Annotated in this window: 14 protein-coding genes; 4 read left to right on the top strand and 10 right to left on the bottom strand. The window is 46.3% G+C overall.

Annotation, left to right across the window (positions count from 1 at the left end):
* The 4 genes from AC1DM9_RS02590 to AC1DM9_RS02575 are packed head-to-tail and all read left to right on the top strand — an operon-like array spanning position 1 to position 4,032.
* A complete protein-coding gene (locus tag AC1DM9_RS02590; RefSeq protein ID WP_477512514.1) occupies positions 1–933 on the top strand; it encodes a carbohydrate ABC transporter permease in 933 nt (310 codons plus the stop codon).
* A 15-nt stretch (positions 934–948) separates the two neighbouring features.
* Positions 949–1,812 (top strand): carbohydrate ABC transporter permease, encoded by an 864-nt coding sequence (locus AC1DM9_RS02585; RefSeq protein ID WP_477512513.1) that lies wholly within the window; start codon positions 949–951, stop codon positions 1,810–1,812.
* A gap of 16 nt (positions 1,813–1,828) precedes the next feature.
* Positions 1,829–3,139, top strand: coding sequence for an LLM class flavin-dependent oxidoreductase (locus AC1DM9_RS02580; protein ID WP_477578355.1), 1,311 nt, complete (start codon positions 1,829–1,831; stop codon positions 3,137–3,139).
* A 26-nt stretch (positions 3,140–3,165) separates the two neighbouring features.
* Positions 3,166–4,032 carry a sulfurtransferase gene (locus AC1DM9_RS02575; protein WP_477578394.1) on the top strand — a complete coding sequence of 289 codons (867 nt, stop codon included), beginning with the start codon at positions 3,166–3,168 and terminating at the stop codon, positions 4,030–4,032.
* Between the two features lie 69 nt (positions 4,033–4,101).
* Here the strand turns inward: AC1DM9_RS02575 and AC1DM9_RS02570 are convergent, their stop codons facing one another.
* From AC1DM9_RS02570 to AC1DM9_RS02525, 10 genes are all read right to left on the bottom strand, one after another.
* Positions 4,102–4,989, bottom strand: a complete 888-nt coding sequence (locus tag AC1DM9_RS02570) for an ABC transporter ATP-binding protein (protein WP_076269010.1) — start codon at positions 4,987–4,989, stop codon at positions 4,102–4,104.
* Between the two features lie 3 nt (positions 4,990–4,992).
* The gene (locus AC1DM9_RS02565) at positions 4,993–7,884 is read right to left on the bottom strand and encodes an ABC transporter permease (protein ID WP_477578353.1); all 2,892 of its coding nucleotides are present in this window, start codon (positions 7,882–7,884) and stop codon (positions 4,993–4,995) included.
* Positions 7,885–7,965: 81 nt separating this feature from the next.
* The gene (locus AC1DM9_RS02560; protein ID WP_441883600.1) at positions 7,966–8,991 is read right to left on the bottom strand and encodes an efflux RND transporter periplasmic adaptor subunit; all 1,026 of its coding nucleotides are present in this window, start codon (positions 8,989–8,991) and stop codon (positions 7,966–7,968) included.
* Entirely contained in the window at positions 8,975–9,667 is a 693-nt protein-coding gene (locus AC1DM9_RS02555; RefSeq protein WP_339204699.1) for an ABC transporter ATP-binding protein, read from the bottom strand. Before AC1DM9_RS02555 ends, AC1DM9_RS02560 begins: the two co-directional genes overlap by 17 nt.
* Positions 9,668–9,802: 135 nt before the next feature.
* Positions 9,803–10,735, bottom strand: a complete 933-nt coding sequence (locus AC1DM9_RS02550; RefSeq protein ID WP_477578350.1) for an AEC family transporter — start codon at positions 10,733–10,735, stop codon at positions 9,803–9,805.
* Between the two features lie 824 nt (positions 10,736–11,559).
* Positions 11,560–12,504: a cysteine synthase A gene (cysK, locus tag AC1DM9_RS02545; RefSeq protein ID WP_339204702.1), complete on the bottom strand. Its 945-nt coding sequence runs from the start codon at positions 12,502–12,504 to the stop codon at positions 11,560–11,562.
* Between the two features lie 73 nt (positions 12,505–12,577).
* Positions 12,578–14,461: an ABC transporter ATP-binding protein gene (locus tag AC1DM9_RS02540; RefSeq protein ID WP_477578348.1), complete on the bottom strand. Its 1,884-nt coding sequence runs from the start codon at positions 14,459–14,461 to the stop codon at positions 12,578–12,580.
* Complete coding sequence (locus tag AC1DM9_RS02535) at positions 14,436–16,199, bottom strand: ABC transporter ATP-binding protein (protein WP_477578346.1); 1,764 nt, start codon at positions 16,197–16,199, stop codon at positions 14,436–14,438. The genes AC1DM9_RS02540 and AC1DM9_RS02535 overlap by 26 nt, the downstream gene beginning before the upstream one ends.
* Before the next feature lie 27 nt (positions 16,200–16,226).
* Entirely contained in the window at positions 16,227–18,068 is a 1,842-nt protein-coding gene (locus AC1DM9_RS02530; protein WP_477578344.1) for an ABC transporter ATP-binding protein, read from the bottom strand.
* The gene (locus tag AC1DM9_RS02525) at positions 18,065–18,655 is read right to left on the bottom strand and encodes a PadR family transcriptional regulator (protein ID WP_477578342.1); all 591 of its coding nucleotides are present in this window, start codon (positions 18,653–18,655) and stop codon (positions 18,065–18,067) included. Before AC1DM9_RS02525 ends, AC1DM9_RS02530 begins: the two co-directional genes overlap by 4 nt.
* Positions 18,656–18,716: the final 61 nt, after the last annotated feature.

Raw genomic sequence — 18,716 nt, 5'->3', positions numbered from 1 at the left:
ATGATTGCACATGCCTTAAAGCTAACCGTACGCAAAAGCCGAGAACTGTTTCTCACCCGTTTGTCCTACCGCACGCAGCGTTATTTGTTTATTTATATTACGCTCGGAATTCCTCTGCTTTATTTCCTCAGCACGCGGTTGCTCCCCATCCTGTATGCCTTCAATGTGAGCGTTCGTGAATGGGATTTATTGTCCCCGAGCAAACCTTATGTTGGACTGGCGAATTTCAAGACGCTGTTCACAGATGAAATCTTCCTCAAGTCGATCGCCAATACGTTCAAATTTGTTGTTATTGGTGTTCCCGGACAGCTGATCGTTGGGCTATTTGTCGCATTGCTGCTTCACAATATCAAGCGGCTGCGCGGCTTGTTCCGTACCGTGTACTTCATCCCTTACGTCACAAGCATCGTCGCAGTAAGCTGGGTATTCCGGTGGATTCTCATGCGCAACGGCTGGTTAAACGAGATATTATTAAATCTCGGTCTCGAACCGCAATTGTTTCTGCAATCGCCGCGTCAGGCGCTTATTCTCATTACATTAACGATGATATGGCAAAGCACCGGCTTTCAAATGCTTATCTTTATGACAGGGCTTGAAGCGATACCGCGCATGTATTATGAAGCGGCGGCTATCGATGGCGCAAGCGCATGGCGGAAATTCCGTCATATTACGCTTCCGCTGCTTAATCCCGTCATCGTTTTTTCGGCTGTCATTGGCGTTATCTCTTATTTGCAATCATTCGGACAGGTGCTGAGCATGACAAATGGAGGACCGCTAAATGCGACAACGACGATGGTGCTCCATATTTACAATTTAGCGTTTCAGCAGTTTAAGATGGGCAGCGCCGCAGCTGCTACAGTTATTTTGTTCGTCGTCATTTTGGTGCTTACGCTGCTTCAATTAAAAGTGTTGAACAAAAAAGTAGAATATTGATGGGAGGACGAATCAGTGAGCACACAAAGCGTTTACAAAACACAGAAAAACGCCAAGTCCCCCGCAGAGAGGCTGCGCACGCTTGTCATTTATTTTCTGCTAACGCTCGGCGTCGGCATCATGCTGTTTCCGTTTTTATGGATGGTCGCTACCTCCTTCAAGCTTCCTCAGGACGTTTACAATCTTCGCTTAATTCCTGAGACGATAACCTTTGACAACTACGCTGCCATATTCAAGAAGGCTCCTTTCGCACAATGGATCAAAAATACGCTCATCATCTCTCTGATTGCAACCTCTACTGTTCTAATCTTCGATACAGCGGCAGGGTACGTGCTCGCCAAATTTTCATTCGTCGGTAAACAGCTCATTTTTCTGCTCATAATCAGCACCTTAATGGTTCCAACAGAGATGCTCATCATCCCCTGGTATTTAATTGCGAATGAATTAGGCTGGTCCGATACTTATTGGGGCGTGCTGTTTCCCGGCATTATTACGGCCTTCGGCATCTTTCTTATGAGGCAGTTTATGGACTCCATTCCTTCCGATTTGCTGGATGCGGCTCGCATTGATGGACTTAATGAATGGCGTATTCTGCTGCATATCGCCATCCCACTAGTGAAGCCAGCTATTATCACTTTAATAATTCTTACCTTTATCGGGAACTGGAACCAGTTCATCTGGCCGCTCATCGTGCTGCAAACGGAGGAGAAATTCACACTGCCCGTCGGGATTGTTTATTTTTCCAGCGAGCTGAAGGATACAAGCAATTGGATTTTAATTATGGCAGGAACAACGATTTCAATCGCTCCGCTTATTGTTATTTTTCTTATTTTCCAGAAGCAAATCATTCGTGGAATTGCGCTTAGCGGCATGAAATAAACAGGAGGTGATCCAGATGAGCGAGCCTAATCGCAGAATGATTTTAAATTTGTTTCTACACAATGCGGGCGCTCACAAAGGAGCTTGGCGTCATGCAAGCACGAAGCTGGATGAAATTCATGACGTCAATCATTTCCTGCGGATCGCCAAAAAAGCGGAAGCCGCCCGGATAGACTCCCTATTTATCGCGGACGGTCTGTCGATTGAGGCAAAAGCAGTCCAGCATGGTCCGATCTTCGGCTTCGAACCACTGACATTGTTATCTGCAATTGCGACCGTAACGGAGCGAATCGGCCTTATTGCTACCGTTTCTACAAGCTTCACCGAGCCCTATAACACAGCTAGAATATTCGCCTCGCTTGATCATATAAGCGGCGGGCGAGCTGGTTGGAACATTGTAACTACTGGCGTAGAACGTACAGCCTTCAACTTTGGGCTGGAGCAATTGCCAGCTCATGCAGAACGTTACGAGCGAGCGCGGGAATTCACAGAGGTCGTGCTCAAATTGTGGAGCAGCTGGGAAGCCGTTGCGCTCGTTCAAGACAAAACATCAGGAGTGTATGCCGACGTCAACAAGGTTCATGATATACAGCATCAGGGAGATTTTTATTCCGTACGCGGTGCGCTTAATATGATGCGTCCTCCACAGGGAAGACCTCTGCTTATCCAGGCCGGAGCCTCAGAGGATGGCAGAAATTTAGCTGCTCAATATGCCGAGCTTATATTCACCGTCCAAAACTCATTGGAAGACGCGCAGCTGTTTTATCAAGACATCAAAGAAAGAACTGTCAAAGCCGGACGTTCCCCGCATGATATTAAAGTATTGCCGGGCATTCATGTTATTGTTAGTGAAACGGAGGCTGAAGCTCGTGACATTGCGAGAGAACTGCAGCAGCTCGGTTCAATAGAACGTTCCGTCATGTCTCTTTCCAATTTGCTTGGCATCGATTTTTCGGGATATGCATTGGATGATCCTTTTCCTAAGCTGCCTGATATGGGCCAAGTTAATGCGTATCAAACCTTCTATCAGATGGTCAAAAAGATTGTTGATAATGAACAGCTGACACTCCGGGAGCTGCTCGAGAAATATTGGGTAGGCAACGGTCAGCTAAGCATCGCTGGAACACCTAACCAAGTAGCTGATATTATGGAGCATTGGTTCGTGAATGGTGCTGCTGATGGCTTTAGCGTTATGCCTCAGCTGGCATTTGGCGGTATTGACGCCTTTCTGGAACTAGTCGTTCCTGAGCTGCAAAGGCGAGGATTATTTCCTAGCGAGTATGCTGGACAACATTTGCGTGAAAACCTCGGCTTCAGTCCGTTGTAACTTATAAAGATGAGGAGGCTGCTCACATAACGAATACGAGCGATTTACATTACCCTAATGAACATCTGCTGGCAGACGCTCATTGCCTTAAAAACCATTACCAAGAGCCGAACGTCATTTTGTTAGATGTAAGACCCAGCGGATATGAATCAGGTCACATTCCAGGGGCGTACTGGCTGGACGCCAAAGCATTAAAGGATAGCTCACGCTGCACTATTGCTGCCGCGGATGCTCTTGCTTATTTGCTTGAAAATGTTGGCGTCAGCAATGATTCAACAATTATCGCCTATGATGATGGAGGCGGAGTGTTAGCGGCGCGCGTCTTTTATGTGCTGGAGTATTATGGTCTGAAGGATCAAGTGAAGCTATTGAATGGCGGTTTCGCAGCGTGGACAGCGGCAGGCTATGAGACAACAATAGATTTGCCGCTGCCCTCTAAAGGAACACTGACGTTATCTGCTCATTCAGAGCTGGTTGCCACGAAAGCATCTATCCAAGCTGGGCTCGATAATTGTCTTCTTGTCGATACACGTTCCTCTTTAGAATACACCGGAGCTGATCAACGCTCGAATCGTAAGGGCGGGCATATTTCTGGCGCAGTCCATAGAGAGTGGAACGATTCCCTAGAAGGGGCAGATCAAGATGGCGTCGTGCGTTTCAAAGCTTATCGAGATTTAAAGCAGCAATTTGATGCTCTTGGCATTGACCCTGCAAAAACAATCGTGCCTTATTGCCAGACAAATCAACGCGGAGCGCACACTTATTTTACTTTACGACTAATGGGCTATCCTCATATTCGCCCCTATGAAGGCTCTTGGGATGAATGGGGCAATGACGAGTTTACCGAAGTGAGCCAATCGAACGCCTCATTCTCTAACTTATCTAACTCGTAAGCTTGCAAGAAAAAGAGCTGTGCAACGGTCATTGCAGACCATGCACAGCTCTTTTTGCCACCCAATATTTTACTCGGCTTTTTCTTTCTCCTCAGGAGGCAGCAGGATAATTTTTCCTTCTCCAAGCTCTACGCGCAGCTTATTCGAGTTTTTCACACCGATGGATTCCAAATAGTTGGAAGGCACCTGCAATCGGCCCGCTTTATCAAGCACCGCATATTCTACATGCGTGCCTTCCTCATCCTCCTGCTCAAGCTCCGCCAGCTCTTCCGCATATGAACGTTTGCGCAGCATTTCGGATGAAATCTTGCCGTCTCGGATGGCCGCTACACGATCTACCTTCTTCGCAAGCTCTGGATCATGCGTAACGATAACAACGGTAATGCCAATCGTACGATTCAGTTCACGGAATAAGTCCAAAATCTGATTAGCCATTCGCGAGTCTACCGACCCAGTAGGCTCATCCGCAAGCAGCAGCTTAGGATGATTGGCGAGCGCAATGGCGATTGCCACCCGCTGCTGTTCTCCCCCTGATAATTCATAAAGCTTATTTGAAGCACGGTGGCTTAAGCCAACGGCGTCAAGCAGCTCCTTCGCTCTCCAGCGCTTGCGACTGCCTGTTAGCAAAATAGGCAGCTCTACATTTTCAAGCGCGGTTAAATAAGGAATCAAGTTTCTCGCATTATTTTGCCAGACGAAACCTACGCTCTCTCGCTTATACCGAACGAAGTCGCGCTCCTTAAACTTCAGCATGTCTCTTCCGTCAACGGTCAGCTTCCCCGCCGTCGGACGGTCAAGCCCGCCAAGCATATTCAGCAGCGTTGATTTGCCACTGCCGCTGTTGCCAATAATGGCCATCAGCTCGCCGCTTTCAATTTGAAGATCGAGGCCTTGCAGGGCGAATACCTCTAGGTCGGCTGTTTTGTATATTTTGACAAGCCCTTCGCAATGAATCATCCGTCAATCCTCCCCTAGCTTGATCGCTTGATGAATACGCAGCTTCGATAGCATATAAGCTAATATGCCAAGTCCGATGACCAACATAAAGCCGACAAGCACATAGATCCGTATTAAATCCGTCGCATCGAACATGACCTTGAATGGCGGTACAAGGCTGCTTGGATTGAACGCAATTTGGAAGTTAGGCACATACAATCGACTCGCGATATTTCCGACACCTATTCCAATAAGAACGGCAACGCCCGAAGTTAACAGCTGCTCAACCCCAAGCATGCCGATGAGCTGTCTCAGCGATAGGCCAATCGCGCGCAAAATACCATTTTGCAAGGTCCGGCCTCGGAGTGATAATACCCAATATAATAGAAACCCGATAAAGCTAACAAGAATCGACAAGACGAAACCTAATGTCAAAATACCGTTTAGTGCCATGAGGAACGGATCGTTTTTGGCAGTCACCAGCTTCTCTCTTGTATTGACAATATTCGTAATCGGAAGCTTCGATTCCTTAAGCCCCTCATAAAACTCGGAAGTGCTCACCTCCGGCTTTAATTTAAGCCAGACGTCATAAGGTTCAAGTGCAAGCTGAACTTGAATACGCGGCAAATGGCCGACGATCAGCATCGGAGCTCGGCCACCCGATGTATCTTTATCTTCACTAACATTTACGCTGCCTACAGCAGGGTTCGGATTAAAGGTTGGAAAATAATTAATGATGCCATACACCTTGAACGGCTGCTGCGGTACGTCGCTCCAGCCTACCCAAATCGTGTCGCCAGGCATCACTTTGTTCTGATCGGCTAACGTCCGCGATATGAGAACAGCCTGCGGATCTGCTGCAAGCAGGTTCAAATAATCATTAAGCGGATAGTCAAGCAAGCTGTCACGGAACCATGTTGTTTCACCGAACTCATCGGAATCAATACCAATTAATGTTGCAGGACCATTACTTTCATTTACGCTAAAGGCGACTTCTTTCTTGAATACTTTAGCTGCATGCTCTACACCTTTGAGTGCTTTAAAGGGCTCGAATGCCGGCTCCAAGTAATGGACAGGCGCGAGCATAGCTAAATCCTGCGCCGGCGTTGACKGTGCTCCCGGAGGTGGAGGCGGCGGTGCATCATTCATCCATTGTGTAGTCAATACGACCTCTGCGCCATTGCCATACCTGATTCGATCCTCTGTGTTATTGTTAATCGTTCTTGCCGCTGAAGCGCTAAATACGCCGGTAGCAATCGTCATAATAAGAAAAATCATTAAAAACTGATATTGCGAACTGGAGCGTCCAACCTGAATTAATGTTGCATATACGGAAGGCGGCCACCATTTCTTGCCGATCCAATAGATGAGTCTAAGAACCCAAGGGTACAAACGAAGCAAGAGCAAACCCGCACCCATAATAAACAAAGCAGGAACAACAAATTGCAGCGGATCGATGTTCAAATCATCTGCATTTAAACCTAAGCTCTGCAAATCAGCAAGCCTTTTTCGGAATGTATATAAGCCATAAATAGCTAACGCTAATGCAATCACATCAAGGAACATTTTGTGCCATAACGGTGATTTCAAAAGTCTAGCCAGCTGCTGCTTATGACCAACAATAGAGACGCGAGTAGCCATAATGATAGGAATCATCATAATGACAAAACAAACGCCGGAGGCAACCGCTCCATAACGGAAAGACTCGTCCGTAAGTTTGACAGGGAGCCGAACGCGCTGTACAAATTCAAGGAAACCATTGGATGCACCAAGCATCTCGGTTAGGATGACGCCAAGCAAAGGACCCACACCAAAGGCGATGCCGCATAAAATAATGCCTTCCACTGCATAAGAGCTAATAACCTGCCAACGTGCAGCTCCTCTGCTTCGCAGAACAGCAATCTCATTTTTTTGCCGATCCGCAATTAGATTAGATACCATGAACATGTAGAACCCGAGCATAATCAAAACAGGAACATTAAGCGACCACATGAGCGTCTTCAGCTGTTCTGCCCGTACCATGTATTTCGAAATCGTATCCAGCGCCGGTGTTTCCGAGACGGCTTGATACATCGTTACATTATTAAGCATAACGTTGCGAATTTTATTCGTTGTCTGTATGAAGCCATCTACCAAGCTTAGCTCAAGCTTAGAATAATCCAATACAAAAAACCAACCAACGGACGCTACCGGAATCCGGCTTTCCTGCATGAGCTGCTGCTTAGCGATTTTATCACTAATGACAAAGCTTGAGCTTAGCTCACTTAGATCCGTATCTCTAAAATAGGGGTCGTCATCCTGCTTTTTCTTGAACACGCCTACCGGCTTAAATGCTATTTCCCCGGCAATTTTATCGTCGTTCACATAAAACTTTGAATCCAGTACTGTTTTGAACTGAACCAGGCTTCGTTCTGTAACAAGCACCTCATAAACGCCATCAACTGGCTGCTGCTCAGCCGGCATTCTGCCGTCCGTCAGCGTAATATGCTCTTCAAGATCACTGAAGGAGCGAAGCGACATCGTCTTGAGATTTTTTTTCGTATCTGGCTCTGGATCATTCTCCGGCCTGATCTTCATTGATCTGGATTGAAAATCAACGATAAGCTCCTGCACCGGTATGCCAAAGTTGGATTGTGCTTGCTCACGTATGTAGCGATCTACTTTTGTATAAATCTTATTTACTTGCTCCGGTGTTTCTTTCGTGTAAAAAAGTTTATTGTATTGATTGCCGGGATATATCCCCCGCTCGCTCTGCATAGTCTCTAAATCCTTGACCAGCATCCTCGATAAAATGGCTTCCGAATAAATCGGCATGCTGCTTACCAAGGCTACGGACATGACTAAGCCTATAAACAAGCTCCCGACCAACCACTTATTTTGCACCATTTTACGAATAATCATAATAAACAAAGCCACTTCAAAACCTCCCAAGCGTAAACGGCTCATAACCTTCCTATCAAGCTAGTTGATGGTTATCAATCGTTCTATACAGACTCATTATTGAAGTACAACAATCGCGCCTTCTTCCAAGCCCTTCGTAATTTCAATTTCCGTCGAGCCTTTTATGCCCGTTTCGACATCAATCTCACGAATTTTATTGCCATCCTCTAGCGTTCTTACGAAGGTTCTGCCAAGGAAGCTGCGCACGCCGCTGCGTGGAATTTTGAGTACATCATCACGCTGCTGCAAAATAATTTTGACATCAGCAAACGCTCCGATTGTGGCGTTTCCAGGCACTTTCGGCACTTCAATAAATAATGTTTTGGAGTAACGATCCTGAAGCTGCTGGTTCAGCGTCGAAGGAGCCGATGATGGTGTCTGTACAACTTTCCCTTTCACTTCTTCAGACCCGAAGGTAACCATTGCTGGGAAACCAACATCAACGCTGCTAATTTCCGCACCTGATTCAACTCGCAGCGCTAGACGCAGCTGTGATGGATCGGATATGACAACAAGCGTTTGATAAGCCTCAACAAAATCGCCTTCCTTCAGATCCTCAACGAAAGTTACTTGACCGTTCATTTCGGCAACAAGCTGCTTGCTGTTAAAGGTCGCCGTCAAACGATCCAGCTTTAACTGTTCAATATCCATTTGCAGCTTAGCGATATCGATCGCATCATTGTCACCTCCTAATTTGGCCTGTTTAAATGAAAGCTTAGCTTTGGCATGGGCGAGCTGCTGTTCCTTTAATTGAATGTCCAGTCCATCTACATTAAGCTGAACCAAGACATCTCCTTTCTTCACCTGCGCTCCCGAGGTTACCATCATCTTCGCAATACGGCCGCCTTGTCCTTTAAACTGTGCAATCTCCGATTGCGTAGACTCCAGGCTTCCGCTTCCTTTAATTTCTTGTGTGATTGTCCCCTTCTCGACCGTTACCGTGCGGTAATTTTCTTGCGCCGGCTTAACAAGAGGAGGTTTCAAGGCAGTCTCCTCGGCAGGAAGCAAGGAGCACCCTGTTAGTGAAGCGCTAAGAAGCAGCGCGAATGACCAGCCGAGTATCGGCTTAAGCTTTTGCGACAATTTGTCCATCCTCCAATTCATAAACATGGTCAACAATTTCCATTATTGCAGGATCATGTGTCGTCATGATGATTGTCATTCCTGCCATTTCTACCAAATCACGAAACACTTTCATAATTTGCAAGCCTGTGCGGCTATCCAGTTCAGCTGTAGGCTCGTCTGCCAAAAGAAGCTTCGGCTTATGGGCAATTGCCCGTGCTATAGCTGTTCGCTGCTGCTCTCCGCCCGATAGCTCGAATGGCCGATGATGCATGCGGCTTTTTAAGCCAACCTGCTCTAAAGCGTTAATCGCTGCTTCCTTGCGGCCGTTTGCCGCCATACCTGAAACTCTTAATATAAACTCCACGTTCTCATAGGCGGACATTAGAGGAATGAGTGCAAAGGATTGAAAAATAAGCCCCATTTCCTTGCGGCGTACCATATCTCTCTCATGATTCGACATCGCCGTCAAATCGCGTCCAGCAAACGTAATATTTCCTTCGGTCGGACGATCCAGTGCGCTTAACAAATTAATAAGCGTCGTTTTTCCAGAACCTGATCTTCCTTTAAACGCAATAAGCTTGCCGGATGGTATCGACAAATCAACACCTTTTAATACGGTAACTGCACCGCTTCCACGTCCAAATGTTCTTTTTAAAGCGCTTGCATGAATAATATCATGCGTGATAGGCAGCATCTAGTAATAGACCTCCATTTCCAATAAATCGATTACCCTTGTATCTTTTTCCATTTTAACCTTGTCCATCTTGTTGCACAAGAAATAAAAAACCTAACAAACTCAAAATTAAGAGGTTGATAGGTTTACTAGTTTCTAGATATCAAGATTTAAGAAAAAAATGACTGCAGTAACGGTGATTATGCTTAAAATGGTAGAGACAAAAACAGATTGCGAGGCAAACTCTGGCTCGTTGTCGAACTCTACAGCGAGCAGCACACTGCTGAGTGAAGTGGGGACGGCTGATGAAACGATGAGTGCGGCTGCCGTCAGCTTGTCGAGTCCCGTCAGCCAGACGATCAGCCACGCGAGCAAAGGACCGGCAATCAGTCTGAGTATGCCCGATATGCTGACATCAATGAGGAGTGATCGCTTTATTTTCCACTCCATATTGCCCAGCTGTACGCCCAGCGTAATAAGCGCTGTACCGATAAACGCTGCTGATAAGTAACCGATCGGTGTAGCTATAGGCTGCGGGATGGGAACGTCGAACCCTCTGAGCAGGAAGGCAAGCGGGATGACATATATAATCGGCATTGAGATAATTGTCCGCCAAATCGCCCGCATATCGGCTTTGTGCGCGTTAACGTTATATATGCCATACGTGTTCGGTATAAGAGATTGCATCATCATAATTAATATCTGAATAGCGAGTGTCTTCTCGTTGCCTGCAAAAGCCAGCTGATTGAGCGGTATGCCGTAATTTGCACTGTTGTAGAACAAGACGCTGTTACGCATCGCGCTTTTCATGCTTGGCTGATACCCTCTTATTCTAATAACCAGCTCAACGATAATATATTGCGTAACCATAAACAGCACAAAAAACAATAAGATTCTCCCTACCACTTGGGCAGAAATGTCCGTTTTATATAGGAGGTCGAACATAATAGCTGGTGAAAATAAATAAAAATTCAGCTTCGATAACGTTTTAATATCCAGCTTGAACGCTCTTTGAATGACAATGCCAAGCCCAATCATGATGACCATCGGAAGCACGTTTGTCATTAAAATGTGAAAGAAAATATTCATCGCTGCATCTGCTTCTTTCTATTATATAGTGTGAAAAATGATAGTATCGGAAATGGCCATGATTGCGACTAAGATCGCTTCCTCATTTTAATAGGTTCATGCTTGATAAGGCAAGCATTCATGTGGGGCTGGTTGTTGTGCCAAGGCGTTTGGTCTTCAGTGATTTGCTGTGAATTCTGTGACTAGCTGTGATTTGTGTGAATCTGCGCCTTATGTTACTTGCTCTGTGATGTGCGATGCTGCAAATCGATTCGCATGCTCATCCATTCGGCGAATCAGCCCATACTCCCTCTAAGCCGCGCGAATCGGCTGAAATAGATCTAGAAACTAGTTCTATTTCCATCAAATCAGCTTGTTTCGTGCGAATAAGACTAGAAACTAGACTTATCCTCATGTAAATCGCCACACTATCCTCGTCTAATCGGAGAATCAACAGTAATAGAACTAGAAACTAGTTCTATTTCCATCAAATTTGCTTATTTCGTGCATATAAGACTAAAAACTAGTCTTATCTATAAATAAATCGCCACACTATCCTCGCCTAAGCAACAAATCAGCAAAAATAGATCTAGAAACTAGATCTATTCCCACCAATCCAGCCTGATTCGTGCAAATAAGTCTAGAAACCAGACTTACACCCGATATGGCGCTCAATCAACAAAGCAAACAATCGTTTAGTCAATTAACCAATCATGTTAACCTACCGCTTACTCCAAAACAGTCTGAGCCTGTTACTGCCTTACGCTCCCACCATACGCAGCAAATAAAAGACAGCCTTAGGCTATGAAGCCTCGGGCTGTCTGTCCTTCTACTATTACCAAACCTCAAAGCTGCTGCTCCTGTTGATACAGCACCGTTGACAAGTACCGCTCGCCGTTGCTTGGGATTACAGCAACTACCCGCTTGCCGGTGCCCAGCTTCTGCGCCAATTGAATAGCGGCATATATAGCTGCTCCTGAGGAAATGCCGCCTAAGATCCCTTCCTCCTTGGCCACTCTTCTAGCTGTCTCGAATGCATCATCATTGCTCACTTGAATAATCTCGTTATAAATATCGGCATCCAATATCGAAGGCACGAAACCCGCGCCAATGCCTTGAATTTTGTGCAGGCCAGGAGCACCTCCCGATAAAACCGGCGATGAGGACGGCTCAACAGCTACAATATGGATATCAGGGAAACGATCGCGCAGTACTTCGCCAGCGCCCGTAATCGTACCTCCTGTGCCCACACCTGCTACAAAACCGTCCAGCTTGCCATCAAGCGATTCCACCGCTCTTACGATTTCAGGGCCAGTCGTTTCCCGGTGAATTTTCACATTTGCCGGATTATCGAATTGCAGCGCCGGAAAATAATCCGGATGTTTCTCTTGCAGCTCCTTCGCGGTGCGAATCGCTCCCTTCATTCCCTCAGCTCCGGGCGTAAGCACCAGTTCCGCACCGTATGCCCGCAGCAGATTGCGGCGCTCCAAGCTCATCGTCTCCGGCATAACAAGCACCGCTTTATAGCCTCTAGCTGCGGCTACCAATGCAATGCCAATGCCCGTATTGCCGCTCGTCGCTTCAATGATCGTATCGCCCGGCTTCAGCTTCCCTTCCCGCTCCGCCTCTTCAATAATGCTGATGGCAATCCGATCCTTTACGCTGCTGCCCGGATTAAAAAACTCCAGCTTCAAATAAATTTCTGCACTTCCGTCCGGCACGACCCTGTTCAAACGAACCAAAGGCGTGTTTCCTATCAAATCCGTAATATGATTGACAACATGACTCATCTAATCTGCCTCCTATATGATGAATGGCCTAGCGGCTCGTGCCGAAATAAGTAAATATGGCGCAAAAAGAGTTTTATACAGCAATATTGCCTTGCGAATGCTCATACAGCTCCTTATAATGTCCATCATGCTCCAGCAGCTCCTGATGATTGCCTTGCTCCACGATTTCACCGTGGCTCATCACAATAATCCGATCCGCCTGCATGATCGTCGACAAGCGATGTGCAATTACAATAGTTGTTCGATCCTGCGATACGACCTGAAGCGCATTTTGAATCAATTGTTCCGTATGAGAATCCAAGTTAGCGCTCGCTTCATCCAAAATAAGCACTTTAGGCTTGAACACAATAATTCTCGCAAAAGAAATCAGCTGCCGCTCACCTGCGGATAAACCGCTGCCGCGTTCTGACAGCATCGTATCATAGCCATCCCTCAGCTTATGGATAATCGTATCCGCGCCTACAAATTCACAGGCACGAATAACCTCCTCGCGAGAAATGGAATCGTCGAACATTCTTATATTCTCAATAATGCTGCCCGAATACAGATAAGGCTCCTGCTGAACCAAGCCGACTAGTCGATGCAAGGTTGCTTGCGGGATGTCCCTTACATCGATCTCATCTATTCTTATGCTGCCTTCCTTCACATCATAGAATCTGCATAATAAGCTGATCAACGAGCTTTTGCCCGCTCCTGTCGTACCTACGACGCCAATAAGCTCACCCGAATGGATATGCAAATCCAAATCTTTTATGATCGGAATTCCTTCTTCATAGGAGAAGGAGATCCGATTAAAATCGATTTGGCCCTTCACCTGCTCCAAGCTCAAAGTGGATATAGACGCTTGACGTTCATCCGCCTCTTCTTCGCTATCCGTCTTATGCAGCTCAATCGAATCAAGCTCGCGGTCTGTAATGTCCGGCTTATTCGCGAATACGCCCCAAATTCTTGTAATGGCAACGGTAGCAGACTGCAACGTATTCCATTGCTGCGTGATCGTATTAATCGGCTGAAAAAACTGGCGGATATACGTAATAAACGCATACAATACGCCGAATTCCAGCTGGTGGCCAAGAACAGCATTCCCGCCGATCCATGTCACAAAGGCAATCGATAAATTGCTCAAAATATCAAAGGTTCGGCCAAACACAACATTCGTCCGAATTTCCCGAAGATTTGCTTTAAAATATAAGCTGTTTCTCTCGTTGAATTGCTTCTCTTGCTCCTTCTGCTGATGAAACACCTGTATAAGGTTCATCCCCGACAGGTTCTCGGCAACAAACGCTACAAGCCGGGATAGCCTCGTTCTAGCAAGCTGATAGGTCGTGCGCATAAACGAGCGGAAGGCAATTGCAATCGCCCATATGATCGGCAATAAAATCAAGCAATAAAGCGCAAGCTCCGTGTCTAATTGAAACATCATCACCATGATAAAAATGAGTGTAAGCCCATCCCTAAACAGGCTCAGCAGCACCTGATTAAAAAACTGGTTCAGCGCCTCTGTATCGCTTGAGACATGCGTAATTAAGCTGCCGCTCGACATCCGATCGAAATACCGCATAGACTGCTTCAAAATATGACCAAACAGCTGCTTGCGAATGCGCGACACGATGCTTTGCCCAATATTTTGAAGCAGATTATTTTGCAAATAGCTAAACAGCAAACTAGACATGGATAAGCCCAGATATATGAAACAAATGGTTAACAACCCTTTGTAGTCATTTTTGCCGGATAACAAATTGTCATCGATCGCTATTTTCATTAAAAAAGGCTGGAACAAATCAGATAAAATCGCGATTAACGTGCAACAAAACACACCAATAAAAGCCCATAGATGAGGTCTCGCATACCCGAACAATGTGCGGAAGGCCGAGACATATTCCGGTTTCTGCTCCGGTTGATTCGGATCAGCCTTCTGATCTGCCTGCCAATTATGAATGGCTTGTGCCGGTCGCATGTTGACTTCCCTCCTCCTGTATCGCATGAAGCGTCGCATAGAGTCCTTGCTGCGAGAGCAGCTCTATATGAGTGCCCCGCTGCACAATCAAGCCGTCATCCATCACAATGATTTCATCCGCATGCTTGATTGCACTAATTCGGTGCGCAATAATGATCGTCGTTTTGCTGTCTCTTTCCGTTTGAATCGCTTCTATAATATCCTTCTCTGTCACCGCATCTACGGCACTGACACTATCGTCCAAAATCATAATCGGAGCATTCTTAATCATTCCGCGGGCCAAGCTTGTGCGCTGACGCTGACCGCCGGATAAAGTTAATCCGCGCTCGCCGAGCCTCGTTTCAAACTGATCAGGCAGCTCAGCAATATTATTATAAATTTGAGCTTGCATCGCAGCTTGCTCAACCGCTTCAAGCTTAAGCTCGCGATTAGAGAAAGCAATATTTTCTCTAATTGTGGTACTGAACAAAAAGCCGTCCTGCGGTACGTAGGCAACTTGAGTTCGCAAGCTTTCAAGCGTCATTTCTCTTATATCTGTTTCTCCATACCTGACCGTCTCTGGAGGCGGGTCGTAGGTGCGAAGCAGCAGCTTCATCAATGTTGTCTTGCCGCTCCCTGTTCGCCCGATGATACCAAGCGTTGAGCCTGGTTTAACGTTCAGGTTTATATTTTTCAGTACTGGACTAGACAATGGATCGTATGAAAAGGATAGATTACGAATCGCAATGCCCGCGTCTGTCAAATTCACTTCTTTCGCGTTAGGAAGCTCCATAATTTCGGTTTGCTGCGACAATAAGCCGTTTAAGCGCTCAAGTGAAGCGCGAGAGCGCTGAATGGAATTAATAACATTGCCGATTTGCTGGAGTGGATTCATCAGCATTCTAATATAAAGCGTCAATGCAACGAAGTTGCCCAGCGTAATTTGCTTCGTGATCGTCATGTAACCGCCAAAAGCAAGCGCGACGATTAAAGAAATTGCTCCTAGAAACGGAATCAACGCTTGGAAAAAAGAAGAAACGCGCACTAGCCGCAATTGCCTCAGCCTGATCTGGTCGACCGTTTTGCCGAAGCGCTCATTCATAATGTCTTCTACCGCAAATTTTTTCGTTACACGGATGCCGCCGAATTGCTCCTCTGCTGTCTCTGTCATGAGGCCTAGAGATTCCTGCACCTCAAGCGACCGTTTTCTAATAATAGGCCCGAGATATACGACGATAAAAGGGATAAGCAGCAGCGGAAATATCGAAGCCAATATCAAATAATAAGGAATGTGGCTGACAAGCATCATCGTTATGGAAGCCACGAGCAGCATCGACGCATTCGCTGTTGAATTGACCCCCATCGAGATCGATTCCCTTACAGCTGTAACATCGTTCATAAAGTAGCTGAGCAGCTTGCCTACACCATTTTTCGAATAAAACCGTTCGCCCATTTGTGTAAAATGCTTGAATAGCCCTCTGCGAACAACAAACTCAAATTTTCTTCCTACATACATAACCAAATACATTGCGATGCCGTTAAACAGCACCTGCCCAACGCCAATAAGCAGCAGCAATAAGCTGTAATCCACAATAAGCTGGCTTGTTAATCCACCGATTTGCAGCTTATCCGTGAATTGTCCCAGTACCTTTGGAAAAAAAACGTTGATCAGGTTAGAAATCAGATGGAAAAAGAGAGAGAACAGGTAAATATGCCACGTACTCCGAAAAAAATCGGCCAACAGCCTTTTTGATTTCAAGAAGCGACCACTTCCTATTTTTCAAAATTATTGTTCTGAAGCATCCTTTTGCGGGAATTGCAGCTCATAGAGCTGACTGTACCGGCCTTGATGATTTAGCAGTTCTTCATGTGTTCCATGCTCGACGATTTCTCCTTGCTCCAGCACGTAAATCCGATCCGCCTTCTGAATCGTAGACAGACGATGCGCGATGACGAGACAAGTGCGGCCTTGCAATAATTGTGCGAGCGCGTCTTGAATATGCTGCTCTGATTCGGTATCAAGTGATGCAGTAGCTTCATCCAAAATAATAATCCGCGGATTTTTTAGAATCGCCCGTGCAATAGAAAGCCGCTGCTTCTGCCCGCCAGACAGCTTCACGCCGCGCTCACCAATTTGCGTCTCATAGCCCTGCGGGAACGATTCTATAAAGCCGGCAGCATTTGCCGCTTTTGCCGCTGCCAACACTTCCTGATCTGTTGCATGCAGATTGCCGTACCGAATATTCTCTTCAATAGAGCCATTGAACAGCACGATATCCTGAGATACGATGCCGATTTGCTCCCTAAGAGACGCGATCGTTATATCCTTTAAGGAATAACCATCAATCGTGATGTCGCCAGACTGAGGTTCATAAAATCTAGCGATAAGATGTGCAATGGTTGTTTTGCCAGAGCCCGAAGATCCAACAAGCGCTGTCACCTTGCCTGCCGCAAGCTCCAATTGAAAATCTTTTAACACAGTCGAATCTTCTGAATAAGAAAAATCAATATGATCAAAAACAATATGCCCGCTCACTGGCGGAAGCTTCACAGCTCCTTTCTTCTCAATAATTTCAGCCTTCGTATTCATGACCTCCATAATGCGTTCATAAGCGGCGGCCGATTGCTGAATCGTATTAATAATGCGGCTAAAGTGACGAATCGGGTTTTGCAGCAGTCTGAGATAAGCTATAAAAGCAACGATTGTACCCACTGTCATTTGTTCTTTCATCGCAAGCCATGCGCCAAAAACAAGGACGATTGCAAGGCCAAGAAAATTAAGAAAATCAATAATAGGTTCATAAGCGGCTCGCAGGCGAGTCACCTGAATATTCGCATCCATATTTTTCTGTGTTCGCTCGGAGAATCGTTCAGACTCGTAATTCTCGGCAGTAAACGCTTTAATAAGGCGGATGCCGGTTAACGTATTTTGCAGATGATCGCTAACATCAGCCACCGATTCCTGTACCGTTCGGAACGAGGAGCGCATTCTTTTGCTGAAAAATCTAGTTGTCAAAATCATAAACGGGAAGGTCGCAAGCAGCATTAGCGTCAGCTTCCAATCGATCCACAGCATATAAACCGCAATGGCCGTAAAGGTGAAAAAATCGGTAAACAACTGCATCATGCTGGAGGAAATCATTTGCTGTAGGATGCTTACGTCATTCGTAACCCGAGACATTAAATCACCGGTACGATTGCGATCGAAGAAAGAAATATCAAGGCTTTGCATATGGCGGTACAAGTCGTTTCGCAAATTGTAAAGCACCCTTTGACCGATAGACGCCATAAGGGAAGTGCTAATATAGCGCAAAGCACCGAGCGCAACAGCTGCTCCCATGACGCCGCCGCCGATAAGCAGCAGTTTATTAAAAAGCTTATTCGGAATGATGTGGTCAATCGTCAGTCTCGTTAGCTGCGGAACGATGAATTCAAGCAGCGATATGGCGATAACGCAGGCAACTGCTGCAATCAATGCGGGCAATTGCGTCCGCGCATGCGCATATATTCGTATAAACATGCTGTAAATGCTGGCAGGCTTTACTTTCTCGCCTGTTCCGAATTTTCTCATGCCGCCCATTCCTGCCCCGCCTCGAAATGCCGGCGCTGAATTGTGCTGCTCTCTCATATCGCGCCGCCTTCTTTGCTGTCACAGTCGGTTTCTGTTGTGATTTGGCGAAGCGATACTCGAAGGTCATCCAGGATGACGCGCAGCTGCGCAGCTTTGCTCGGATCAGTGACAGCCGCTCGTTCTGCAGCCTTCAGCAAATGCAGCAGCTCCTTGCCAGCAGGCGTTAATCGTCGGTTCGGCTTTCTTCTCTCAAAGGGAGCGCCTTCGTCTTCGGATTCACTCTGCTCAGGGCGTTCCATTCCCGTTCCAGCATTATCGTTCTCCTCCAGCAAATAAGCTCTGCCTTCCTCAGTAATCTCAAACACCTTTTTGCCGTCTTGCTTGGAGGACTCTACAAATCCTTGATCCCGCAGCATCTGCAGCGTGGGATAAATGGAGCCAGCACTTGGTTTATAGGTGCCTCCTGATTGCTCCTCAAGCGCCTTCATCATTTGGTAGCCGTGCATGCCCTCCTGTTCAAGCAGTGCCAGCAAAGCATATTTAACTCCGCCGCGGCTGAAAAAACGTCTGCCCGAGCCGTGTCCCTCCCTTTCATTCGCATGATGTAAAAACAACTGTTCCTCTGGCTGCCATTCTTTCGTCATTGTGCAATCTCCTTCGTTAACGATATATCGTATTAATTTACATACTATACGATATATCGTT

The organism is Paenibacillus sp. 01T431 (genome assembly GCF_056398625.1).
The sequence above is the reverse complement of the archived record's forward strand: the minus strand, read 5'-3'. Positions and strand labels throughout refer to the sequence as shown.